The following is a 25,954-nucleotide window of genomic DNA, read 5'->3' as shown; positions in this document are numbered from 1 at the left end:
TAAGGAGGTTGCAATCAGTTCAAATTTTTCCTCTGGATTATAAGTTGCAAATTTAAACAAATTTAAAAACATAGAATGAAGATTTTGATAAATAAATTTTTTTGTAAGGATTACACCTTTCATCGTCTATAGGTTTTAAAATCTAAATTGATGAAAAGAATATTTTATGTTTTATTGTTGCTTACTGTGATGGTAGCTTGCGATTCAGATGATAACGACATGGGGGACTTAATAAATTCTGGAGGTAATACCATGGAAGCGCCCAAAGGAGTTTTTGTGAGCGATGCCCATCCCACGAGCGGAACGGCCACGGTGAATGAGGCCATAACAAACCTTGCCTTAAAAGATTTTAAAACGGATGATGGGCCTCTATTACTGTTGTATTTGTCTACTGAAGTTGATTCGCAAGAATATGTTGATCTGGGAGAATTAAAGGGTTTGGATGGCGATTATAATTATGCGATTCCTGCCGGAACTGATATTGAAAAATACAAATATGTTGTCGTTTGGTGTGTTGACTTTTCGGTTAGTTTTGGACATGCTGAATTAAAGTAAGTATAGAAATTTAAAATTAATTTATATATTTGCTGTCGAAATAAATGAAGAACATTAAATTAAATATGGTAAAAATGATGATGCGTAATATTACGCAGAGGATTTGTATGCTATAATTTAATTGATCATATATATAAAAACCTCTGATGAAAATCAGAGGTTTTTTTTTGACTTAAACTGAAAATGAAACGTTGAACAAGAAAAAAAATATAAAATGGAAAAATTTAACAAAATGATAAGGTATTGCCAATTACGTTGATAAAAAATAACTTATTTTTGTGTCCCTTTGGCAATACCTGATTAAAATGGACAATTTTTTAAACATAAGACACTAAACAATCAAAAATTTATATTATGAGCGAGCAACATATTTCTACCAAAGCATTACATGCAGGGCATGATACAACACAGACTTTAGGAACAAGAGCGGTACCCATTTATCAATCTACATCCTATGTTTTTAACGACACTGATCATGCAGCCAATTTGTTTTCTTTGGCAGAACTCGGGTTTATTTACACCCGATTGAATAATCCAACAAATGACATTTTACAAAATAGATTAGCGGCAATAGAGGGTGGTATCGGAGCAGTTGTTTTTGCATCCGGAACATCGGCCATTTCAACAGGACTATTAACTTTATTAAAAGCAGGAGACCATATCGTGGCCTCGAGCAGCTTGTACGGAGGTACCTACAACTTGTTAAACGTGACTTTGCCAAGACTAGGCATCACAACAACATTTGTTGATGCTTCAGACGCCTCGAATTTTGAAACTGCTGTTCAAGACAACACAAGGGCCTTTTTTGTTGAGTCTTTGGGTAACCCTAAATTAGATGTACTTGATTTGGAGGCGATTTCAAAACAGGCCAAGGCAGCAAAAGTTCCTTTTATAGTTGACAATACTGTAGCCACTCCGGCTTTATTGAATCCGATTAAACATGGAGCCGATATTGTAATTCACTCGCTTACAAAGTATATAGGCGGTCAAGGAAATTCTTTAGGGGGCGTTATTGTTGATGCGGGTAATTTTGACTGGGCTAACGGTAATTTTCCAGAATTTACTGAACCTTCAGCTGGATACCACGGCTTAGTTTATCACGAAGCTTTAGGAAATGCTTCTTATACTTTCAAATTGATTCTGGAAGGATTGAGAGATTTTGGCGGAGCGTTGAGCCCGTTTAATGCATTTCAGATTATTCAAGGTTTGGAAACCTTAACCGTAAGGATTAAGAAGCATAGTGAGAATGCATTGGAATTAGCACAATGGTTAGAAGGAAGAGAAGAAGTGGCATGGGTAAATTATCCAGGTTTAGAAAGCAGTCCGTATAAGGCATTAGCAGATAAGTATCTGCCAAAAGGGCAAAGTGGGATTGTCACTTTTGGAATCAAAGGAGGTTTTGAAGCAGCTAAGAAATTTACAGACGCAACAGAAGTATTTTCTCTTTTAGCGAATATCGGAGATACAAAATCTCTGATTATCCACCCTGCCAGTACTACACATCAACAATTGACTGCAGAACAGCAGGCTGATGCTGGTGTAGGACAAGATTTGATAAGACTATCAGTAGGAATAGAAGATATCAATGATTTGAAGTCAGATTTAGAGAACGCTTTCAAAAGTCTATAGATAAAAAAGTTACCGATCTGGGGTTTGGATCGGTAACTTTTATAAACGTTTTATTGTATTGCATTGAATAATTATGTTTCTTTGCAAAAAGTTCATTAAAATAAGATATTGTTATAAAGAAAGGCGGAGGGATAGACCCTGCGAAGCCTTAGCAACCCTTTTAAATTGAGAAGTCAATTAAAAGAAGGTGCTAAATTCTACCTATTAGGAAAGATAACTCATAAGCATTTGAACAGCTACTTTTTCCTTTTTTTATCACAATTTCTTACAAAACTTTATTAATCTGATGCCAATATTTTTGGTGTCAAAACATAAACTTAAATAGTGAAGAAGTTGAAGCATTTACATTATATAAACCTTGATAATTTTACCACAGAATCAGGATATTTCTATCTTGAGTTTGCCCTGTCGTACCAATTATTTGGTCAGGAACTCGGAAAAGCACCTGTTGTATTAGTGAATCATGCACTTACTGGAAATTCAAATGTGGCTGGAGATGAAGGCTGGTGGAATTCACTAATTGGTCTGGGAAAATTAATCGATACCAGTAAATATACCATCATCGCTTTTAATATTCCAGGAAATGGATTTGATGAAGTTGAGGCAAACAGAATCGATAATTATGAAGATTTTAATGCAAGAGATATTGCAAGGTTATTTGGGTTTGGGCTTGAAAAAATCGGAATTGACAGACTATATGCGGCTATAGGAGGTTCGTTAGGAGGAAGTGTTGCCTGGGAAATGGCAGTTTTGTTTCCTGATTTAATTGAAAATTTAATACCCGTTGCTTCAGATTGGAAGGCTTCGGATTGGATTTTAGCCCATAATAAAACACAACAACAAATCTTGTCAAATTCTAGTAAGCCTGTTCACGATGCGAGAATGATGGCCATGTTGTTTTACAGAACAGCAGATTCTTTTAAAGAAAAATTTAATAGAACCAGAAATGAAGAGCACGGTAATTTTAACACTGAGAGCTGGTTATTGCATCACGGTGAAAAGCTAGAAAACCGATTCTCATTGCCAACTTATAAGATGATGAATCACCTTTTAAGTTCTGTGGATATTACCAGAAACAGAGGTACATTCAATGAAGTAGCAAGCCAGATTAAATCTAAGGTTTTTCAGGTAGGCGTAGATTCTGATTTTTTCTTTGTACCCAAAGAGAATAAAGAAACTCAAAAATTGCTCAATGAAGCTGGGGTAGAGAACAATTATGAAGAAATCAAATCGATTCATGGTCATGATGCCTTTTTAATTGAATTTGAGCAGCTTGAAAAAATATTGAGCCCCATTTTTACCCAACCCAAAACGAGAAGTTTAAAAAAGAAGGGAATCAAAGTATTAAAGTTTGGTGGCCGTTCTTTGGCAAATGGAGAGGGACTTGAGAGAGTAATAGACATCATTTCTGAAAAAGCCAATGACAATGATAATTTTGTGGTTGTCCTTTCAGCCAGAGGAGGATCTACTGATCTTCTAGAAGGTATCTTAGAAAAAGCCAAAGCAGGCATACCGTATAAAGAGGATTTTAAAACCTTTAAGGAATACCAGAAAGTTCCAGCTCCAGAATTGGATTTTGAGCATGAGTATAATTTATTAGATCAAATTTTTGAAGGTGTTGCCTTACTTGGAGATTGTAGTGAAAAAATAAAGGATAGGGTACTGGCTCAAGGAGAGGTATTATCCGTTAAATTACTGAGTTCCTTATTGAATAACAAAGGGATTCCATCCAAGGCTGTGGATTCAAGAAAGTTGATTAAAACAGATAGTAATTTTGGCGAGGCCTTAGTTCTAGAAGACGTTTCTAAGGAAAATGTAAAAAAACATTTTGCCGATAATGGCCATGCTTTACAACTTGTAACTGGTTTTATCGCTTCTAACAGCAAAGGCGAAACAACCACTTTAGGACGTAACGGCAGTAATTATTCTGCATCATTATTTGCTAATTATTTAGACGCAGCTGAACTAGAAAGCTATACCCATGTTAACGGGATCTACACAGCCAATCCAGACTTAGTAGCGAATGCACAAATGATTGAAGAGCTTACCTATCAGGAAGCAAATGAATTAGCGAGTTTTGGAGCTAATATTCTTCATGCAAAAACTATTATTCCTTTAGTAGAGAAAAATATTCCACTACGTCTGTTAAACACTTTTGACAAAGAGAATAGAGGAACATTGATCAAGTCACATGCTACCAAAAAAGGGATACGTTCAGTGACCGTTCAAAACAATGTGTCGCTGATTAATTTAGAAGGCCGCGGATTGCTTGGTAAGATAGGGGTGGATGCCAGAATTTTTACGGCACTTAGTAAAGGAGGTATCAATGTGAATATCATCTCACAAGGGTCATCTGAAAGAGGAATTGGTTTTGTAGTGGCTTCAAATGATGCCCAAATAGCAAAAGAAATCCTTGAACAGGAATTTGCGCTTGATATAAAAATGAAGGATGTTAACAGGATCTATGTAAAAGATGAGCTTTCGATTGTTTCGATTATTGGTCAGAACTTGTCAAATTTCCATAGGTCTTATAACGCTTTATCGATCAATAAGATTAAACCTATTTTAATCAATAATACCATAAGCGGAGACAATATCTGTCTGGTTTTGGAAGAGAAAGACCTCAATAAGGCTGTAAACGTAATTCACGGTCAGATTTTTGGCGTTTCAGCAAATATCAACGTTGCCATATTTGGTGTTGGCTTGGTAGGAGGTACCTTGATAGAACAAATCTTGCATAGTAAGGCAGATATTCTAAAAAGGAGAAATATCAATATCAACATTTTTGCCTTGAGTAATTCTAAACAATTATTGCTCGATAAGGATGGAATCAATAATGATTGGCAGGCGGCTTTGGCAAGTCAGGATAAAGATGGATTTACCATTAATGACGTGGTTGGATTTGCAAAAAACAATCATTTGGAAAACCTTATTGCTGTGGATAATACGGCCAGTGTTGACTTTATTAAAAACTATATTCCTTTGGTTGAAAACGGGTTTGATTTGGTTTCTTCAAATAAGATTGGTAATACAGTAGACTTTTCTTTCTATAAGGAGTTGCGTGCATCCTTAAAGAGAAATGAAAAGAATTACCTCTATGAGACCAATGTAGGAGCAGGTTTGCCTTTGGTGGATACCATTAAATTGATGCATCATTCAGGAGAAAATATTACAAGAATCAACGGTGTGTTTTCAGGTTCATTAAGCTATTTATTCAATAATTTTTCTGAACAGGATAAAGATTTTAGCGTGATTCTTCAAGAGGCGGTAGACAAAGGCTTTACCGAACCTGATCCCAGAGAAGATTTAAGCGGCAATGATGTAGCCAGAAAATTATTGATTTTAGCAAGAGAGCTTGACCTTGAAAATGAGTTTGATGATGTTCAAATTCAAAATTTAATACCTGAAAACCTAAGAGAAGGCAGTGCAAAGGATTTCTTAGGCAGACTTTCAGAATTGAATGATGAATATCAAAAAAAGAAAGATGAGCAGGAAGCAGACCATGTATTGAGATATGTTGGGGTGCTGGCCGGTGATCTAAGTAAAAGCAAAGGAGAATTGGAAGTAAAGCTTGTTTCTGTATCAAAGAATAGTTCTTTAGGTCAGGTACAGGGTTCTGATTCAATATTTGAAATATATACAGAATCATATGGTGAACGACCATTGGTAATTCAAGGTGCCGGTGCGGGAGCAAAAGTAACGGCAAGAGGTGTATTTGGGGATATATTAAGATTAACAGAAAAAGCAGTTTAAAAATTTGATTGAATCAAACGATTAAATGCTGAAATAATAATTATGACAAAGAAAAGACAATTTGAAACGGAGGCGATCAGGAATCAGATTCCACGATCAGGTTTTAGCGAGCATACCAGTGCGATGTATGTGACTTCAAGTTTTGTGTTTGATGATGCGGAAGATATGAGGGCATCATTCGCTGAAGAGAAAGAAAAAAATATTTACAGTAGGTATTCGAATCCGAATAATACTGAATTTATTGATAAGGTTGTGGCAATGGAAGGCGCTGAAAGTGGTTATGCCTTTGCGTCAGGAATGGCGGCTATTTTTTCCACATTTGGAGCATTGTTAAGCAGTGGAGATCACATTTTATCGGCACGTTCGGTTTTTGGGTCAACACATGCTTTGTTTACCAAGTTTTTGCCTAGATGGGGTATTGAAACAACTTATTTTAACATCAATGAGGCTGAAAATCTTGAATCATTAATTCAACCAAATACCAAAATACTTTATGCAGAGACGCCCACCAACCCAGGGCTTGAGGTAATTGACCTTGAGTTTTTAGGTGCTATTTGTAAGAAACATAAGATATTGTTAGTGATTGACAACTGTTTTGCAACGCCTTATTTACAACAGCCCATTAAGTATGGTGCTGATTTGGTGGTTCATTCTGCGACAAAATTGATGGATGGTCAAGGCAGGGTTTTAGGAGGTATTACCGTTGGTAAGGCCGAGTTGATTAGAGAGATTTACCTATTTGCGAGAAATACAGGCCCGTCCTTATCACCTTTTAATTCATGGATTTTATCAAAGAGTCTTGAAACTTTAAGTGTAAGAGTTGACAGGCACTGTGAAAATGCTTTGGAAGTTGCAGAATATCTTGAAAAACACAAGCAAGTGAATGGGGTAAGGTATCCATTTTTAAAGTCTCATCCGCAGTATGACATTGCCGTAAAACAGATGAAAAAGGGAGGAAATATAGTTGCTTTTGAGGTCAAGGGAGGTATAGAAGGAGGTCGAAAGTTTTTAGATAAATTACAAATGTGTTCTTTGTCTGCTAACCTGGGAGACACCAGAACTATCGTGACGCACCCTGCATCATCAACGCATAGTAAACTATCAGTAGAAGAAAGGAATATCGTTGGAATTACAGATGGATTAATAAGAGTATCAGTAGGATTGGAAAATATTTCAGATATTGTAGAAGACTTGTCACAAGCCTTAAACAATTAGAACTATGGTATTATTTAATTCTAAGAACGATCAATATTATAAAAGAGGAGAAACAAAAAGAAGGAGTATTGTTAAGGCATTCACCTGGAGAACTTTAGGCACTATAGATACCATTGTTATTTCATATTTCCTTACAGGGGAGATTAAAACGGCGATATCTATTGGAGGCATAGAGATCTTTACCAAAATGTTTTTGTACTTCTTTCATGAAAGAACATGGAACATGATAAAATGGGGTAAAAGAGGCATATGAGAGAAACATTAGAGAAAATTTTGGAGCAGCGCATCATGATATTAGATGGCGCTATGGGTACGATGATTCAGGCCTATAAGTTTGAAGAGGAGGATTATCGCGGAGAGCGATTTAAAGATTATGAAATTCTTTTAAAAGGGAATAATGATCTTTTAACCTTGACGCAACCAGAGGCTATTAAGGAAATTCACAGAAAGTATTTGGCAGCAGGAGCAGATATTCTTGAAACCAATACCTTTTCAGGAACCACTATTGCGATGGCTGATTATGCCATGGAAGACCTGGTATACGAACTGAACTATGAATCAGCCAGACTTGCAAAAGAAGTGGCTATAGAGTTTACAGAAAAAGAACCGCACAAACCAAGATTTGTTGCTGGATCTATGGGGCCAACGAACAAGACAGCAAGTATGTCACCAGATGTTAATGATCCTGGATTCAGGGCCATTACTTTTGACGAGTTGAGAATAGCCTATAAACAACAGGCAGAGGCTTTGCTCGATGGAGGAGCAGATATATTACTGGTTGAAACCGTTTTTGATACGCTCAATGCCAAAGCAGCTTTATTCGCTATTGAAGAGATAAAAGAAGAAAGAGGTTTAGATGTGCCAATCATGTTGAGTGGAACGATAACTGATGCCAGTGGAAGAACCTTATCCGGCCAAACGGCAGAGGCCTTTTTAATATCTGTAGCCCATATTCCTTTATTTACGATTGGTTTTAATTGTGCCTTGGGCGCTAATTTATTACAGCCACATTTGGAAGCGATTTCACCAAAAACAGATTTTGCAATCTCTGCACATCCTAATGCAGGATTGCCAAATGCCTTTGGAGAATATGATGAAACACCAGATCAAATGGCTGAGCAAATCGAGGAGTATATGAAAAGGAATCTGATCAATATTGTGGGAGGTTGTTGTGGTACAACACCGGCACATATAAAGGCGATTGCAGATTTAGCCGACAAGTATGAACCAAGAAAGAAGGCCTTAGTTTCTTAAAGATGGTACTTGAAGTAGCAATTTTAGAGATTAAAAAAGGACAATCCAAAGATTTCGAGGAAAGTTTTTCTTTGGCTGAGCGTTTGATTTCTTCACAAAAGGGGTACCTCTCTCATGAGTTAAAAAAATGCCTCGAACAAGATGATAATTACCTGCTTTTAGTACAATGGGAAACCGTTGAGGATCATGAAATTGGATTTAGAGGCTCAGAAGCCTATCAAGAATGGAAAAAAATATTGCATCATTATTACGACCCTTTTCCGGTTGTAATGCATTATCAATAGAAAATGAAAACAGAGAATAAAAGATATTTACACTTATCGGGTTTAGAGCCCTTAGTGCTTAACGAGAACAGTAATTTTATCAATGTTGGTGAACGGACTAATGTTGCTGGATCAAAAAAATTCTTACGCCTGATTAAGGAAGAGCAATTTGATGAAGCATTAGACATAGCCAGACATCAGGTAGACGGAGGCGCACAGATCATAGACATCAACATGGACGATGGTCTTATTGATGGTAAAGAAGCCATGGTAAGGTTTATGAATCTTATCGCCGCAGAGCCTGATATTTGCAGGGTTCCTATTATGATCGACAGTTCTAAATGGGAAATCATTGAGGCAGGCCTTCAAGTGGCGCAAGGTAAATGTGTAGTGAATTCCATTTCACTTAAAGAAGGGGAAGAAAAATTTATCTGGGAGGCGACTCGCGTGAAAAGATACGGAGCTGCCGTGATTGTGATGGCGTTTGACGAGGTAGGTCAAGCCGATAACTACGACCGACGTATTGAGATAGCCAAACGATCATATGATATTCTGGTGAACAAAGTAGGACTGCCAAGTGAGGATATCATCTTTGACCTCAATATATTTCCTGTAGCAACAGGGATGGATGAACACAAATTAAATGCTATTGATTTTATTGAAGCGACCAGATGGGTAAGGGAAAACCTTCCTAATGCGAATGTTAGTGGAGGTGTTAGTAATGTTTCTTTTTCGTTCAGAGGAAATAATGGCGTCAGGGAAGCGATGCATTCCGTTTTCTTGTATCATGCAATTAAGGCGGGGATGAATATTGGTATCGTAAACCCAACGATGTTGGAAGTATATGATGAAATTCCAAAAGACTTACTGGAGCATGTTGAAGATGTGATTTTAAACAGAAGAGAGGATGCTACTGAAAGGCTGCTTGATTTTGCTCAATCGGTAAAGGGAAGTAAAAAAGTAGAAGTTGCTGACCAGGAGTGGAGAAGTGCCCCTGTACAAGATAAAATTACCCACGCCTTGGTCAAAGGAATAGATGCTTTTATCATTCAAGATGTTGAAGAAGCCAGGTTACAGGTCGATAAACCCATTGAAGTTATAGAAGGGCATTTGATGACTGGTATGAATGTGGTTGGAGATCTTTTTGGTTCAGGAAAAATGTTTTTGCCTCAGGTGGTTAAATCGGCCAGGGTGATGAAGAAGGCAGTAGCCTATCTCAATCCTTTTATAGAAGAAGAAAAAGGAGAGACCCAAAGATCATTAGGGAAGATTTTAATGGCTACTGTAAAAGGTGATGTTCATGATATAGGAAAAAATATTGTGAGTGTAGTTTTGGGTTGTAATAATTACGAGATCGTTGATCTTGGGGTTATGGTTCCGCCTGAAAAAATAATTGATACGGCTATAAAAGAAAATGTGGATGCTATTGGGCTTTCGGGTTTGATCACCCCATCTTTAGATGAAATGGTGTACCTAGCCAAAGAAATGGAAAGGAGAGACCTAAACATCCCTCTTTTAATTGGAGGAGCAACTACTTCAAAAGCGCATACAGTTGTTAAAATTGATACAGAATATAAAAATGCTGTTGTTCATGTTAATGATGCTTCTAGAGCTGTTACCGTGGTTTCTAACTTACTTAATAAGAAGAGTGCCAATGAATATGTAGTGAACCTTAAAAAGGATTATGAATCCTTTAGAGAGAAATTTCTAAAAAGAGGTAAAACAAAGCGTTATGTATCGATTGCAGAGGCGAGAAGAAATAAATTTAAAATCGATTGGAAACAAACTGAGATTAAGAAACCGATTGAAATTGGGGTTCAGGCGCTTAAGCAGATTAGCTTAAAGGAATTACTTCCATTTGTTGATTGGCAGCCCTTCTTTTTGTCTTGGGATCTTCATGGAAAATTTCCTGGCATTTTAACAGATGAGGTGGTTGGTGAACAAGCAACTCATGTCTATGAAGATGCTCAAAAAATGATAGAGATGATCATTGCGAAACAGCTATTCAAGGCAAAGGGAATTTTTGGATTGTATGAAGCCAATACCATTGATGAAGATGATATCGTAATCACTAAGAATAAGAAAGAAGTCACAAGGTTTAGAACCCTAAGACAGCAATTGCACAAAAAAGAAGGCATACCGAGTTATGCTTTGGCTGATTTTATTGCACCCGTTGAAGAAAAACAAGATTATATGGGCGCTTTTTGCGTTGCTATTTTTGGTGTTGACGAGCTGGCAAACAAATACAAAGAAGACCATGATGATTATAATGCCATTATGGCTCAGGCTATAGCCGATAGATTTGCCGAAGCTTTTGCAGAATATTTGCACCAGCAGGTCAGAATGAAACATTGGGGATATGCCAAAAATGAAAACCTTGATAATAAAGAACTCATCAAAGAAGCCTATAAAGGAATAAGGCCAGCTCCTGGTTATCCAGCCTGCCCTGATCATTTAGAAAAAGATACCATTTGGGAACTTCTGGATGTTGAAAAAATCATCGGCGTGAAATTAACTGAAAGCAAGGCTATGTGGCCTGCAGCAGCAGTATCTGGTTATTATTTTGCCAATCCTGAATCGAAATATTTTGGATTAGGAAAAGTGACCGTAGAGCAGGTAGAAGACTATGCCAATAGAAAAGGGATATCTAAAGAAATGGCAATGAAATGGCTACAACCAAATCTGTCAGTTTAGATCAATTAATAAAAGAAAAAGATAATAAGTCTGAAGTGATTCACAAAGACTATAAAAAGAGCAAATGAAAGTTACCGAACACATTAAGAACGCCAAGGATAAAACCTTGTTTTCATTCGAGATTATACCTCCCCAAAAGGGTCAGAATATTCAGAAACTTTATGATAATATCAATCCATTAATGGAGTTTAAGCCTCCGTTTATTGATGTTACGACCTCAAGAGAGGAACATGTCTATATTAAAAAAGCGGGAGGGCTTTTAGAAAAAAAAGTAACACGAATGAGACCTGGTACAGTTGGTATATGTGCTTCACTAATGAATAAATATCAGGTTGATACGGTACCACATGTATTATGTGGTGGGTTTACCAAAGAAGAGACAGAATACGTTTTGGTAGATTGTCATTATTTAGGAATTGACAATGTGATGGCCCTTAGAGGGGATGCCATGAAAGATGAGGCTTATTTTATCCCAAAGAATGAAGGAAACAACTATGCCTCAGACCTGGTAAGACAGATCAGTGACCTCAATAAAGGATGTTATTTACATGAAATCATTGAAAGCACCTATAAGGCTGATTTCTGCATTGGCGTAGCGGGATATCCGGAAAAGCACATGGAGTCTCCAAGTATGCAGGCTGATTTAAGAAGACTTAAAGAAAAAGTAGACGCGGGTGCAGAGTACGTCGTAACACAAATGTTTTTTGACAATAGCAAATACTTTGCATTTATTGAGGCAGCTAAAGCGATGGGAATTAATGTGCCAATCATTCCGGGAATTAAACCCGTAGCTGTAAAACGCCATTTAAACGTGTTACCTCAGGTTTTTAGCCTTGACCTTCCGGATGCTTTAGTGAAAGACATAGAGAAGTGCACAGACAATGCTGGTGTAAGACAAGTTGGTATTGATTGGGCTATTCAACAATCTAAAGAACTTATCGCTGCAGGAGTACCTGTATTGCATTATTATTCTATGGGTAAGTCGGATAATATTAAGGCGATAGCGAGTCAGGTTTTTTAGTATTAATGCTGCAATCATTAAGCAAAGTTTTGATTGGATTAAACTCCCCTCTTGAGAGGGGAGGGCCGATAGGCCAGGGGTGTGTTTTTCTAGGAAAAAAAGGGGTCTTTAAAGCTTCGATCCAAAGAATAATTGTGGTTGTACAAGCCACTTCGTAATTCAGCCCGCCTGCCGGCGAGGCAGGAGTTCCTTGTTCGAATACCTGCCTGGCGGCAAGCAGGTTCGCAATTCAAAAATCTCAAACCAAACGCCACGAACTCAATAAATCATTGCATTATAACATCACCGCATCATTATTTTTAATACAGCTATAAGAAAAATAGATTTCCAAATGATTCATGGAGGGAAATAATTTCTTATTTTTGCATCTTAGTAAAAGATTTAAAACAAATAAATAATATAATTATGGCAGTAGAAGTAACAGATGCTAATTTTGAGGAACTTGTATTAAATTCGGATAAGCCAGTTTTGGTTGATTTTTGGGCTGCTTGGTGTGGACCATGTAGAATGTTAGCTCCAATCGTTGAGGAATTAGATAAAGATTTTGATGGAAAAGCGAATATTGTAAAAGTTGATGTTGATGCACATCAAGAGTTTGCTGCAAAATATGGGGTTAGAAATATCCCAACTGTGTTGATCTTTAAAGGTGGAGAAGTAGCTGATAAACAAGTTGGCGTAGCACCAAAGAATGTATATACTGAAAAATTGAATGCGCTTATTTAAGCAAAGCATTTTATAATAAATAAAAGGTTTGATCTTTCATAGGTCAAACCTTTTTTTGGTTTGGAACTATTTATTCTATCTATCCAAGCCAATCACTAATTGAACATTTCTGCTTACTTTTGAATTATGAAGAAAGCTGATTTGAACTTAGTGGATGGAGTCCCTAACATTGAGCTACTTGCCAAACAGGTTGTAGAAGGGTTTATCACGGGGATGCACAAAAGCCCCTTCCACGGATTTTCAGTTGAATTTGCCGAACATCGCTTATACAACAAAGGAGAAAGCACCAGGCATATTGACTGGAAGCTTTTTGCCAAAACAGAAAAGTTATTTGTAAAGCGTTACGAAGAAGAAACCAATTTAAGGAGTCATATCATTATTGATAATTCTGCTTCCATGCATTTTCCTGAAATGGATAGCATCAATGCCGACTCTTATAATAAAATAGGATTCTCAGTTTTGGCCACAGCCGCTCTGATGGAAATTCTAAAAAGACAGCGTGATGCTTTTGGATTGAGTTTATATGCCAAGGAAAGTGAATATTTTGCTCCGGCAAAGGGTAATGAGAAGCATAGAAGGATGCTGCTCAACCAGCTTGAACAAGCCCTGCAAAAGGGATCTAACAGCACTACTGATACCTACAAAGTACTTCATGAGGTAGCTGAAAAGATTCACAGACGCTCATTGATCTTTTTATTCACAGATATGTTTCAGGCTGATAAGAATGAAGAAGATCTTTTTGCTGCGCTCCGTCATTTAAAGTACAACAAACACGAGGTAGTATTGTTCCATACTTATGATGGAAAGTTAGAATTGGGTTTCGATTTTGATGATTTACCCAGAAAATACGTAGATGTTGAAACTGGAGAGCAAATTAATCTTTTTGCCGGAAATGTTAAAGAGGCCTATCGTTCAAAGGTGGAGGAGTATTTTAAAAGCCTCAAATACAAGTGTATGCAATACAATATTGACTATGTACCTGTTGATATACATGATGGCTTTAACCAGATTTTAACGACTTATATGGTGAGAAGAAGTAAATTTCTCTAAAAAAAAACGATTTCCTTTTGACAAATCAAAAAACAGATTTATATTTGCACCTGCTTAGCAATAAGCGACGCTAATTTAGCAACGGTTTGGTAGTTCAGTTGGTTAGAATACCTGCCTGTCACGCAGGGGGTCGCGGGTTCGAGTCCCGTCCAGACCGCAACAAAAATAGTTGTGTTGTTAACATTAAGAGTTCGCTCTTAGATAGTTAGCTAATGAAAAACTTCAGTAAACACTGAGGTTTTTTTGTTTTACAAGGGTTTCGTTTAAATCATACTTCCAAATTCGAAAATCTTCAATCTTCAATCTTCAATCTCCAATCAATTATCACTAAAGGTGTGGTTAAAGGGATGGTAGTAGGAGTATTAGGGGTTAGGTGTCTGATAATAGGATACTTACATCTAATTATTGTGATCTAGCAAAGACCTACCTTTAACTATTTCTAAAAATCTTATATTTGTTTTGATATCTAGTTGTAAAAAATTAAAAAAAAGAATTATGAGAGTTAAAAAGTTAATTTTATTCTGCATGTTAATACCTATTTTAGTTTCATGTTCCGGATCAAAAAAAGTCCTTTCTTCTACAAAAAACACAGCTGTATTTCTTCCTCCTAAAATTGAGGCATATGTGGATATGTTTATCGATGAAGTCGATGGTAAAAAAACAAAGTTTAATCTTGCAGATAGTGCGGAAGTTGACGAAGGAAATCATAGTTTATTAGTCCGTCTTGAATATCAGCCAGCAGTTGGAAGTGGTTTAGTTGTTGGAGGATTAGGAAGCCTATTATTAAAATCAACAACGAACAAAACATTTTCTACTAGGATGGATATAGTCGTAGAAAAAAGCATGGAGTATAGATTTGTTGTGAAAGATTTTGATAATGGTTTTGAGATAATTCTTTTTAATGAAACAACGTTAAAGGAAGAATTAAACCATAGATTTAAATTGAGTGAGGGTAAATTTGAAAGAGTATTCTAATATTATTTTTCAAACCTCAAAAGAACGATTTGCACTAAACCTTATACTGCATTAAAACCCAGTGTAGCCAGAAGGTTGTCTTCCATAATAAAATGAAAAAGCAATAAATATTACCTGAAATAATGAAAACTAAATTTCTATTTGCCATTATTATGCTCTTCTGTTTTTCAGGATGCCGTTATAATAACAAAAACAAGTCAACAGAACTAGAATCAAAGTCAAGTTCTCATGAAAAATGGAGTTATGCTGGAGAAAGCGGTCCAGAATATTGGGCCGAGTTAGAAGATCAATCTGTTTGCGATGGCAAACATCAATCCCCAGTTAATATTAGCGATATAGATGTAAAGCCAGGGAATCTTGTCCAAGATTCATTAGACTTATCATATCAAGACATAACAACTATAAAATCGATTACAAACAACGGGCACACTATCCAATATAACTTTGATAGCAATAGCGATTTTGTATCACTTCATGACAATCAATACAAATTGAAACAATTTCACTTTCACTCTCCATCTGAACATACAATAAATGGAGTGCGCTATCCGCTAGAAGTACACATGGTTCATCATTCGGAAGAGTCCAATTCTTATATAGTAATTGCTATGCTTGTAGAACAGGGAGAACCTGATCCCGCATTTGATTTTTTGGAAAAATATCTACCAATAAATATTGGTGAAACCAAAGAAATAAACGGTAAATATTATTTCGGAAGCACATTTCAGGAAATGTATGGTAAAGACACATTGAACTTATACACCTACGAAGGGTCTCTCACCACTCCTCCATGCACGGAAAGTGTTCTTTGGTTAGTTATTAAAGATCGAACCTATGCATCTTCATCACAAATAGAAATATTGCAAAAGTTAATGCCAAAGGATAATTACCGAGAAGTTCAACCTTTAAATGGAAGACTCATCTACAATGAAATTGTTGAAGATGATATTTCAGTATTAAATCATTAAATAATTTCAAACCTCAAAAGAACAGTATAACAAATCATAAACTGAATTAAAACCCAGTTAATCAGAAGGCTTTATGCCAAAATAAAAAACGAATAAATAATACCTGAAATAATGAAAAAATATTTCCTCCTTTGTTTATTAACTCTCATCTTTTATTCGACACCTTGTTTTGCACAAGACAGTACTTCAGTTTTATCAATAAACCCTAGTGAAGGTCTTAACAAGGGTAATTATGCCTTTACCGTTGGGATGAATTTCGGTCAGTATACATCCAAAAATGAAGACGCCTTTATTTATTATATTCTGGATGAAGAAAATGTAAAATATAATATTAAACTTGGTTTTGCTTATAATGTCAAAGATGGAAGGCAAATAGGTGCCGGTTTTAGATATATTAATGATGATACAAGTATCGAATACGAAAATGCAGTTGGAGATACTATAAATACGACTAGTTTTGAAAGAAGATATGTTACTAGTATTTTCTATGGCATCAGTAAATCATTATTTGGTTCTAAAAGAGTATTTTTGATAAGTGATCCCAGTCTGTTCTTTACAGCTGGAAATACAGATTCGAGCAGAACCATCGACGAAATTTCTGAACTGTCTGAGTCAACTGTAAGATCCATATCTATAGGTCTTCATGTAGGCCTTCAATTATTTCTGGCACCTAAATTATCCACTCAAATTTTAGTAGGACCGGTTGGTTTTGGTTATCAATGGGAAGATTTCGAAATGAATGGTGAACCTAATGGAAATACTGATAGTTTCTTTGTGAGAATGTCTCCCGATATTTTAAGCTTTGAATTTAGCATATCCCGATATTTTTAGGCAAGGCATTTCGATTATTAGCCATAGAAGAATAATAGTCAAGATAAATGCAGCCTGAAATAAAAGCATAGCGCATTAACATTTTATTCAGTTCGGGTATTTTAACAGACCGTAAAAGACGCACATATATAAGAACTTGAGACCTGACAGGTCGATGATTCCTATGCATCATGATAGATTTTTTTTTATATTTACACAAACTTACCGAACTTAATTATGAAAAATAAATTAACGTTATTCTTACTTGCACTCACACTTGTGCATGCCTGTACAAAAGCACCTAAAGAAACCGCAGATACCATTTATACAAACGGCAAAATTTACACCGTTAATGAAGCCCAACCATGGGCAGAAGCTATTGCTATAAAAGATGGAAAGATTATATCTGTAGGTACTGATGATGAGATTGATGGTAATATTGGAAAAAACACTAAAGTCATTGATCTAGGGGGCAAATTTGTTATGCCTGGCTTGCACGACCCTCATGTTCATATCGAACAGGCCTATAAAGGAGAAATACTTGGAGGCCAGTTGCTCACATTCTCGGCAAATGCATCGTCAATAAAGGAACTTCAGCAACTTTTAAAAGAATACGCTGATAAGAATCCTAATCTAAAAGTGTTGTTCGCTCAAGGTCTGCCTCAGGATATGTTTCCCAATTCTTCTCCAACTAAAGCCTTCATTGATGAAGTTATACCCAACCGCCCTGTAGTCATTCTTTCTGACACGGAGCATGAAGGATTATTAAATTCCAAAGCCCTTGAAATGGAAGGAATTGATGCCAATACTCCAACACCAGAGGGTGGCACAATCGACAAGGACTCAAATGGTGAGCCAACAGGGTATTTTAGAGAAATGGCAGCCGGTATTTGGGCTTGGAAGCATTATCCTCAACTATCACCCGAAAAGCACAAGCAGGGCCTACAAGCCACCATTGCATTCCTTAATTCAATTGGAGTTACTTCAGTAAAACAACAGCATGCAAAAAATCCGATTGCAATAGCAGCGCAAGATCTTGAAAAAGAAGGTAATCTTAATGCGAGAATTGCTTTATCCTGGACTTGGAAAGGCCCACTTGAACCTATGCCTATTGAAGAACAGGAGAAAATGATAAACGAGCGAGGCCGCTTTTCATCTGATATGATCAAGACTGAGTTTGTGAAGTTATCTCTTGATGGAAATGTGGGAACAACGGGATATGTGCTTGAGCCCTATTTGGGAACAGACAGCCGGGGACTACCTGTATTTCCAAATGATGATGACCTTTTTACAGAAGTTGAAAAGTTCGATTTGATGGGGCTCGGGATTTCTGCCCATGCTACCGGAGATGCTGCTAACAGGCAGCTTATTGATGCCATTGATCGTGTGAAGATGAAACACGGTAAAGTCAATGCACGTCATCAATTAGCACATGCATCTCTGATTGACCCAGATGACTATAAAAGATTAAAAGACTTAGATATTACAGCCGAATTTTCTCCTGTAGTCTGGTTTCAAACCGCCTATACCAAGGCAGTAACACCACTTCTCGGGCCGGAAAGGATGAGCCGGTGGTATCCTATGAAATCTGTTATAGATAATGGAGGACGGATTACAATGGGCTCTGATGGGCCGCTTATGTGGCAAGATACTTTTACAAGACTACAAGGTGCAGTTACAAGAAAAGATCCAAGTAAAGATGAAGAAGCCCTTGCCTTAAATGAAGCAATTGATCTGCCTTCAGCAATAAAAGCAATGACTTTAAATTCTGCCTATATTATGAATATGGAAGATATGGTGGGTTCTTTAGAGATAGGGAAATATGCTGATATAATCATTCTTGATCAGAACCTGTTTGAAATACCGGTGGAGGAAATTAGCGCAACAAAAGTCCTAAAAACGATCCTTGCTGGGAAAGAGGTTTTTGATAGTTCCCATGATCCGAATGAAGAGGATGGCATAGAAGAAAAGTATGGATTAGAGCTTGATTTTTCTGGTGAACAGGGGCATCCAGGGTGCGACTAACACTTTGTCAAATATTTATAACTATTACATGAATATAAAATACATGAGATTTAATGATTTTTTAATCAACTATCTTTTTATTATATGTAATAAGACGGGTTAGTTACGTTCCAGATTCTACTCAATATTACAAACCTCGAGTCCCGTCCAGACCGCAACAATAAGGACTAAGTCTTAAGTTCTAAGGATTAAGTAATTCCGTTTGATGAAGAAAGAATTATTTTTCACTTAACACTTAACACTTAACACTTAACACTTAACACTTCGAAGAGAAAAACTTCAGTACACACTGAGGTTTTTTTGTTTTATAGACTTTCCTAATCTTATTCCACTTTTTCAATTCAATCTTCTTGTATATCCTTTGTACTATAAGGATCATATTCAATTAACTTCTTACAGAAGGGATTCCACTATATAACTTATTTACCCCTTGAAAGGGTCGTTCCAGGGGTCTATTTTTTCCCAGGGGTCGGCATTTACATTAATAACCTAAAACAAATAATCATGACTTTACATAAACTATATTACAGGTTCAGTATAAAACCTGGAGCTACCAATAACTATGGTCTTGCACCAATTAGATGCAGACTAACCTATAACAAGAACAGAAAGGATTTCTCCACTGGCATAACAGTCAATCCAGATCACTGGGATCCAAAGAAACAACGACTCCTTGATCAGTCAGATCAGGAAGAAACCACCAACATGCAACTAAGCCTTATTGAAAACAAAATCAGTAGGGCTTTTTTAATGCTCCAAGTTAAAGACGAGGCATTTTCAGTGCAGGATATTTATGATGCTTACAAGGGCAAAACCCTGGAAAAGGATATGGGTATTTTGGAGATATGGGACCTGCATAATGAGCGTATGGAAAGGCTTATTGGCAAGGAAATAGTCTATGTCACCTACCAGAAATACCTGGAGTCTCAGCGGCATTTAAAAGACTTCATCAGGCATCAATACAAGGTGTCGGATAAGCCTCTAAGAGGGCTTAAAATGGCCTTTCTAAGCGATTATATCTACTACCTTAGAACAGTCAAAAACTTCCAGCAAAGCACCTTAAATAAGGCCATTCAGAGGATGCGTAAGGTGGTTAAATTTGCTATTGGACATAATTACCTTGACAAAGATCCTTTCCTCTTATATAGGACTGCATAGTAGGTTCAAATCCTTGTAGGTCAACAAAAAGCTCTCTAATTTTAGAGGTTTATTTTGATTTAGGAGGGTGTTGGAATTGAATTATGTTTGTTTTTCTTTAATATTGAGCAATTCGTTATTTATCAATACTAATAAATCAATAATTTTCTGTTTAGTTCTAGTTGCTCGGGTTAGCAATGTCTCATTCTCCCAAATATTAGCATTTATCAATTTTCGCAAGGACCCATCATTTTTAATTTTTTTGTAATCCTTATCTGATATATATAATCCATATACACCTTCATCTTTTTCGTCCAATAACCAATCAAAGTTATTCAGCAAAAATGAATTAGTTTGATGAACCTTAAATTGACTTCGTTCATTTTCATACTTATTGTAGTAGGGGTAGTTTAATTCATAGTGGTTAGAAATTGAAGTTCGTAAAGTATCATTGCGAATTAGTTCTACCCCATTGGACTCCAAAAGAACATAGCCACTTCTATTTGGGTCAAAATGAGGTACAATTTGCATCCAAATACCATAATAAAAAAAATCTTCAGAAGGGGCCGAATGTCCGTTTAAATGAATTATCATCTTGCTAAGTAATTGATTAGCTTCTTCCATTGTATTTATGTCGTCCTTTATTTCTTCTAAATCATTTTCTAGATTGGATTGAATTTCCTCTAATATTTTTACTTCCAACAATCTATTCTCCAGTTCATTATTCCAAGTATTTATTTGTAACGCTATCAATATCCCAACCACTACCAATACTACCTCTCCAATGGCATATTTCATATACTTAAGAGGTCTGTTATCATCTGCCATTTTTTTACGGATACGTCTAAAAAAATTTACCATAGTTGTTAATATCAATGCCCCCGCGCCATCTGGCCCAAGCGCTAAAAATGTCTACTAGACATTTTCTAAACGCTCTGTCCTCTGAAGAAAGGGATCATGTGTTTGGTTGTTGAAGTCTAAATATAGGAAAATTGACGATATGAAATGGTTTGTCAAGGAAAATAGGAGTCTCTCTGTTTATATATTATGCAGGAATACAGTGTTTTAAGTAGCGGTTCGAGTCCCGTCCAGACCGCAATAATAAGTATTAAGGACTAAGGACTAAGTTCTAAGGAAAAAGTAATTTCACTTAACACTTAACACTTAACACTTAACACTTAACACTTAACACTTAAAAAGTAAACACTGAGGTTTTTTTGTTTTATAGACTTTCCTAGCCTTGTTCCTTCTATTCATTTCAATCTTCTTGTGAATCCTTTATACTAAAAGGATTACATCCAATAATCTTCTTTCAGAAGGTGTTCATTCTAGGTCATATTTATCTCTTGCAGGTGCACAATAAGGTTTACACTTATTATCAGGTACACATATTTTAACTAACTAAATTATACAACGAAGAATCATCAAACTTAATCTTCGAAAAGCAAATCTATTTCTTTATAGGGAAATGTTTTTCAAATATTAATTAGGGTTTTATAATCAACTTCTCCCTGTTATAGATGAAACGAATTATATAAACATAAAATAGAATATTATGAAAAGTTTAAAAAGTAAATTAGTGATCGCCTTTATGCTATTAGGAATAAGTGTATCTGGAATAGCTCAAAATGAAACATTAGATCATATTGAAATCCCTGAAGTAGAAGTTAGAGGAGGTGTTTTCTATCTGGAACTTAATGCTGAAACGCCTTATGCAAGAGGATATCAACATGGTGCGGCCTTGCAAGATGTTATTAAGAGAACCATCGTTCAATTTGAAGATTGGTTGGCTGAGAATGCAAATGAAAACAAACCGGAACAGTTAATACAAGATTTTGCTGAAAACACTGGGCATATAACCTCAGTAAAAGAACAATTACCAGAGCTTTATGCAGAAATGCAAGGAATAGCTGATGGTGCCGATGTAGATTTTAATAAATTATTTGTGTACCAAAGTTTTGATGAATTATTTCTTTATTTAATGAGTTCAGGAAAGATTGAAATTGCTGATGGTCATTGCACAACAACTGGAGTTTATGGTAGGTTTGGATTACCAAACTATGTTACTCACAATAATGACATTCCAACGTACCACGAAGGAGCCGTAACGGTCTTAAAAATTAAATATCCGGATTCGGACTTGGAAATCTTACAGCAAACATTTGCAGGCCAGATTGGGCAAAATGGTGTGAATAATCGAGGAGTGAGTGTTGGAGTGAATACGGTAGCAGATTTACCAACGACCGACTTCGGAGTTCCAGTATCATTTCATGTAAGAAAAATTTTAGAAAGTGACTCGGCCATGGAAGGCTTTGACTATCTCGAAACCATAACTTCAGGAACGGCTATGAACTATATGATAGGTGACCGAGACATTGTGATTTCAGTAGAAGCATGGAAAAATGAAGCTGAAATAGTGACGGGTTATGGAAATAACTATGCAGTTCATACTAATCATACGCTAATTACAGATGCTCCAGTTACCATGGTAATGGATTCAGATACAGGTGGTGGTAGCTATGGTTATACACATCAAAGATTGGAATTAGCTACAAAAATACTTGAGGAACAAGCGGATAACATTGAATTCGAAGGTGTGCGTGATCTTAAAATGGAAAAGCCCATATTGGTATATCCAGGTAGTCCAACGGGAAGAACAATTATGTGTATGATTGTTGAAATTCCGGAAGAAGGCTCTCCAATACTTTATACAACTCCTGATTCTCCAAATTTGAATGAACATGTGAAATTTGAATTTTAACAATCAGTTTCAAATATTTCAATAGAAATCGCCGAAGGAGAATTCCTTAGGTGATTTTTACATTGTTAACCGATGTTAAAAAAGAGTACAGATTCATATTCATTAAGAAATATAAAATTGAAATTAGATTCCGAGTTCCGTCCACTACGCAATAATAAGTATTAAGGACTAAGTTCTAAGGAAAAAGTGATTTCACTTAACACTTAACACTTAACACTTAATGCTGAGGTTTTTTTGTTTTTAGGAGCTTCCTAAGCTTTTTCCACCTTTTCATATCAATCTTCCTGTGAATCCTTTGTGCTATAAGGATCATATTCAATTCACTTCTTTCAGAAGGATTCCGCTATATAACAATTCTATACCTTGAATGGGTGCATCCAGGGGTGCATATATTTCAACGGGTGCATATATTTTTAATTCCAAAACTTTTAACATGACAACATTTAAATTACATATAAGATTCAATCTGGTAATGGCCAGAACCAACAAGAAAGGTTTCTCTTCAGTAAAGTGTAGACTAACCTATAACAAGAACAGAAAGGATTTCTCCACTGGTATAACAGTCAATCCAGATCACTGGGACCCCAAGAAACAAAGACTCCTTGATCAGTCAGATCAGGAAGAGACCATTGAGCATCCTGATGGAAGAACATATATAGGATATCGAACTGGAAATTTTTTAGCCAGACAAGCAATGAAAAAATCAGGAAAAAGTATTTTAGAGTTAAGCAACTTAATGCCGAAGGAAATAATAAAACTAGCTGGCTACTAATATTATAAAAAACTACACACAACATTGTATAAACGCAATAGCGGTTTAAGTCATTACTTATGCCGCTATTTTTTTATAAAAAAAACGTATCTTGACAACTGAAAATTTGGTCATTGTAATCCGCTACTGCTTTTATACAAACCGCTGGCCATAATTAACATATATCTGCGCTTGATTCATAATTGGTGTATATTTACACCAGAAAACTAAAAATTATGTCACGTCAAAGTATATCATTCTCTAAACCTAACGATGATTGGTTAAAGAACCAAGTTGAAAACAATGAATACTCAAGTAAAAGTGAGCTTGTAAATGACTTGATTAGGCAAGCTAGAAAACAACAAGTTCAGATTGACTGGAATGGCAAACCGGCTACTCTGGCGTTAATCACCGACATCACCCAATTAAAAAAAGTAGAATCAGATTTAAGAATGAGCGAGCAACGTTACGAACTGGCCTGTAGCGGCTCAGATGTTGGAATCTGGGATTATAATATTTCTACGGGGGAGATCTATTATTCTGATCGATTCAAGGAACTATTGGGCTATGAACCCCATGAGATGAACGATCAAACGCTTGAGCAAACCTGGAATCGTTTGCATCCGGATTTTCGTGAAATTGCCCCACGTATGCTAAGCGAGCATCTTGAAAAACAAACTCCATTTTATCGAATTGATTATCTCATGCAAACAAAGTCTGGGGAATACCGGTGGTTTCAGTCTCGTGGGCAGGCTATTTGGGATGAAAATGGTATTCCAATTCGTGCCTCAGGGTCTTTATTAGATATTCACGATCGTAAACTGGCTGAAAAAGAACTTAGAACAAGTGAAGAGCGTTACCAATTGGCTGTATCGGGCTCTGATGCCGGCTTTTGGGATTACGACTTCATTGCTGATAAATCTTACTACTCTGATCGTTTTAAAGAACTTATAGGCTATGATCCCCAAGAGTTGGAAAATTTGACATTAGAAGAGGCGTTGAACCAAATACATCCTGATTTTCGCGAAAAAGTGCCTATTGCCCTGAAAGATCATCTTGAAGGTAAAAAACCATATTACTCCATCAACTACAAAGTTCGAATGAAATCAGGTGAGTATCGGTGGTTTCAGGCACATGGAAAAGCAAGCTGGGATGATCAGGGCCAACCTATCCGGGTTGCAGGTTCTTTTGTTGATATCCATGAACAGAAATTAGAACATGAGAAGCTAAAAAAAAGCGAAAGACATTTCCGGCATCTAATGGAGGCCTCACCCTTAGCCATAGCGATTTTTATGCTTGATGGAAAAATTAGCCAGGTAAATGCTGCCTGGAAAAAGCTTTGGGGATTTAATGAAGAAGAGACCGCCCAGGTGATGTCGAATTACAATTTACTTACCGACAAGCAGCTTGCAAATTTTGGATTTAAACCACTTGTGGAAAGAGCTTTCAAAGGAGAATCCATAATCTTACCACCAATAGAATACGTAGGAAATACAACGACGATTAATATTGGATTGCAAGATTTAGAAGCGCAAACAACCACGATTCAAATTCACATATATCCTGTTAAAGATATCAAGGAGAAAGTAGAATATATAGTCTGCATAAACATGGATTTAACTGAACTCAGGAAGGCTGAGCGAACGGTAGACATTCAAAGAGAATCATTAGCCCGTATAGATCGTACATCGATAATGGGGCAGCTGACCGGCTCAATTGCGCACGAACTCAATCAACCTTTAACCGGTATTTTGGCCAATACCCAGGCGGCAGAAATAATGCTGCGAAGTGAGACGTTCGAATCTAAAGAGCTCTCTGAGATCTTGAGAGACATTGTCGCAGACACAAAGCGAGCGGGAGCTGTCATGCGCAATCTGCGGAATTTATATAAAGACCAGAAGGCTGTGTTTAATGACATCAATATCAATAGCATTATTGAAGAAACATTGATCCTGCTTCGCAGTGAACTTTTAAAACAAAATGTGAAGTTGAAAAAGACACTTGGAGTAGATATACCACTAATTCGAGGTAATAAAATTCAGATTCAACAGGTCTTTGTCAATCTGATGATGAACGCGATCGAGGCGATGAGTAACATGAACATAAAACAGTCTGAAATAACAATTACAACCGGCTATAAAGAAGGGGAAGTCAATCTGCACATTGACGACATAGGACCCGGAATTGATGAGGACAAGATTGATAGTATTTTTCTGCCACTGGCTACATGGAAGTCAGGAGGTATGGGAATGGGATTGGCAATCAGTAATTCTATCATTGAATCACATGGGGGAATGATGTACGTAGAAAATTTATCTGGTGGTGGAGCAAGGGTAGGTTTTACTATTCCAATAATCGACAAAAATTAAT

The 25,954-nt window shown here is 36.5% G+C and carries 20 protein-coding genes, 1 tRNA gene and 1 riboswitch; of the genes, 20 read left to right on the top strand and 1 reads right to left on the bottom strand.

The window, feature by feature from the left end; genetic code table 11:
• Positions 1 to 150: 150 nt before the first annotated feature.
• From QWY87_RS10355 to QWY87_RS10275, 17 genes are all read left to right on the top strand, one after another.
• Positions 151 to 555 (top strand): DM13 domain-containing protein, encoded by a 405-nt coding sequence (locus QWY87_RS10355; RefSeq protein ID WP_290290885.1) that lies wholly within the window; start codon positions 151 to 153, stop codon positions 553 to 555.
• Positions 556 to 909: 354 nt separating this feature from the next.
• On the top strand, positions 910 to 2,184 hold the full coding sequence (locus QWY87_RS10350; RefSeq protein ID WP_290290883.1) for an O-acetylhomoserine aminocarboxypropyltransferase/cysteine synthase family protein: 1,275 nt from the start codon (positions 910 to 912) through the stop codon (positions 2,182 to 2,184).
• A 108-nt stretch (positions 2,185 to 2,292) separates the two neighbouring features.
• Positions 2,293 to 2,404: riboswitch (SAM riboswitch) on the top strand.
• A 113-nt stretch (positions 2,405 to 2,517) separates the two neighbouring features.
• Positions 2,518 to 5,937: a bifunctional aspartate kinase/homoserine dehydrogenase I gene (gene thrA, locus QWY87_RS10345; protein WP_290290881.1), complete on the top strand. Its 3,420-nt coding sequence runs from the start codon at positions 2,518 to 2,520 to the stop codon at positions 5,935 to 5,937.
• A gap of 42 nt (positions 5,938 to 5,979) precedes the next feature.
• Positions 5,980 to 7,152 (top strand): trans-sulfuration enzyme family protein, encoded by a 1,173-nt coding sequence (locus QWY87_RS10340; protein WP_290290879.1) that lies wholly within the window; start codon positions 5,980 to 5,982, stop codon positions 7,150 to 7,152.
• Between the two features lie 4 nt (positions 7,153 to 7,156).
• Positions 7,157 to 7,405, top strand: a complete 249-nt coding sequence (locus tag QWY87_RS10335) for a DUF2061 domain-containing protein (RefSeq protein ID WP_290290878.1) — start codon at positions 7,157 to 7,159, stop codon at positions 7,403 to 7,405.
• A complete protein-coding gene (locus tag QWY87_RS10330; protein ID WP_290290877.1) occupies positions 7,402 to 8,406 on the top strand; it encodes a homocysteine S-methyltransferase family protein in 1,005 nt (334 codons plus the stop codon). The genes QWY87_RS10335 and QWY87_RS10330 overlap by 4 nt, the downstream gene beginning before the upstream one ends.
• A 2-nt stretch (positions 8,407 to 8,408) precedes the next feature.
• Complete coding sequence (locus QWY87_RS10325; protein ID WP_290290875.1) at positions 8,409 to 8,690, top strand: antibiotic biosynthesis monooxygenase family protein; 282 nt, start codon at positions 8,409 to 8,411, stop codon at positions 8,688 to 8,690.
• A gap of 3 nt (positions 8,691 to 8,693) precedes the next feature.
• Positions 8,694 to 11,363: a methionine synthase gene (gene metH / locus QWY87_RS10320; protein WP_290290873.1), complete on the top strand. Its 2,670-nt coding sequence runs from the start codon at positions 8,694 to 8,696 to the stop codon at positions 11,361 to 11,363.
• A 64-nt stretch (positions 11,364 to 11,427) separates the two neighbouring features.
• Positions 11,428 to 12,384: a methylenetetrahydrofolate reductase [NAD(P)H] gene (gene metF, locus QWY87_RS10315; protein ID WP_290290871.1), complete on the top strand. Its 957-nt coding sequence runs from the start codon at positions 11,428 to 11,430 to the stop codon at positions 12,382 to 12,384.
• Positions 12,385 to 12,789: 405 nt separating this feature from the next.
• Positions 12,790 to 13,107 (top strand): thioredoxin, encoded by a 318-nt coding sequence (gene trxA, locus QWY87_RS10310; RefSeq protein WP_290290870.1) that lies wholly within the window; start codon positions 12,790 to 12,792, stop codon positions 13,105 to 13,107.
• A gap of 126 nt (positions 13,108 to 13,233) precedes the next feature.
• Positions 13,234 to 14,157: a DUF58 domain-containing protein gene (locus QWY87_RS10305; protein ID WP_290290869.1), complete on the top strand. Its 924-nt coding sequence runs from the start codon at positions 13,234 to 13,236 to the stop codon at positions 14,155 to 14,157.
• Between the two features lie 83 nt (positions 14,158 to 14,240).
• Positions 14,241 to 14,314: transfer RNA gene (locus QWY87_RS10300), tRNA-Asp, on the top strand.
• Between the two features lie 338 nt (positions 14,315 to 14,652).
• Positions 14,653 to 15,132, top strand: coding sequence for a hypothetical protein (locus QWY87_RS10295; RefSeq protein ID WP_290290868.1), 480 nt, complete (start codon positions 14,653 to 14,655; stop codon positions 15,130 to 15,132).
• 122 nt (positions 15,133 to 15,254) lie between these two features.
• The gene (locus QWY87_RS10290) at positions 15,255 to 16,100 is read left to right on the top strand and encodes a carbonic anhydrase (protein WP_290290867.1); all 846 of its coding nucleotides are present in this window, start codon (positions 15,255 to 15,257) and stop codon (positions 16,098 to 16,100) included.
• 111 nt (positions 16,101 to 16,211) lie between these two features.
• Positions 16,212 to 16,931, top strand: coding sequence for an outer membrane beta-barrel protein (locus QWY87_RS10285; RefSeq protein ID WP_290290866.1), 720 nt, complete (start codon positions 16,212 to 16,214; stop codon positions 16,929 to 16,931).
• Between the two features lie 216 nt (positions 16,932 to 17,147).
• Positions 17,148 to 18,935, top strand: coding sequence for an amidohydrolase (locus QWY87_RS10280; RefSeq protein ID WP_290290864.1), 1,788 nt, complete (start codon positions 17,148 to 17,150; stop codon positions 18,933 to 18,935).
• Positions 18,936 to 19,439: 504 nt separating this feature from the next.
• Positions 19,440 to 20,093 (top strand): phage integrase SAM-like domain-containing protein, encoded by a 654-nt coding sequence (locus QWY87_RS10275; protein ID WP_290290862.1) that lies wholly within the window; start codon positions 19,440 to 19,442, stop codon positions 20,091 to 20,093.
• 81 nt (positions 20,094 to 20,174) lie between these two features.
• On the opposite strand, the gene QWY87_RS10270 is transcribed toward QWY87_RS10275, so the two are convergent.
• Positions 20,175 to 20,933: a hypothetical protein gene (locus QWY87_RS10270; RefSeq protein WP_290290860.1), complete on the bottom strand. Its 759-nt coding sequence runs from the start codon at positions 20,931 to 20,933 to the stop codon at positions 20,175 to 20,177.
• 694 nt (positions 20,934 to 21,627) lie between these two features.
• Between QWY87_RS10270 and QWY87_RS10265 the strand changes: the two genes are divergently transcribed.
• The 3 genes from QWY87_RS10265 (at position 21,628) to QWY87_RS10255 (ending at position 25,953) form a co-directional block, all read left to right on the top strand.
• The gene (locus QWY87_RS10265; RefSeq protein ID WP_290290858.1) at positions 21,628 to 22,833 is read left to right on the top strand and encodes a C45 family autoproteolytic acyltransferase/hydrolase; all 1,206 of its coding nucleotides are present in this window, start codon (positions 21,628 to 21,630) and stop codon (positions 22,831 to 22,833) included.
• Between the two features lie 433 nt (positions 22,834 to 23,266).
• A complete protein-coding gene (locus QWY87_RS10260; RefSeq protein WP_290290856.1) occupies positions 23,267 to 23,605 on the top strand; it encodes an Arm DNA-binding domain-containing protein in 339 nt (112 codons plus the stop codon).
• Between the two features lie 215 nt (positions 23,606 to 23,820).
• Positions 23,821 to 25,953, top strand: a complete 2,133-nt coding sequence (locus tag QWY87_RS10255; RefSeq protein ID WP_290290854.1) for a PAS domain S-box protein — start codon at positions 23,821 to 23,823, stop codon at positions 25,951 to 25,953.
• Position 25,954 lies beyond the last annotated feature (1 nt).

This window comes from Lutimonas halocynthiae (assembly GCF_030409835.1).
Lineage (GTDB): Bacteria > Bacteroidota > Bacteroidia > Flavobacteriales > Flavobacteriaceae > Lutimonas > Lutimonas halocynthiae.
The sequence above is the reverse complement of the archived record's forward strand: the minus strand, read 5'-3'. Positions and strand labels throughout refer to the sequence as shown.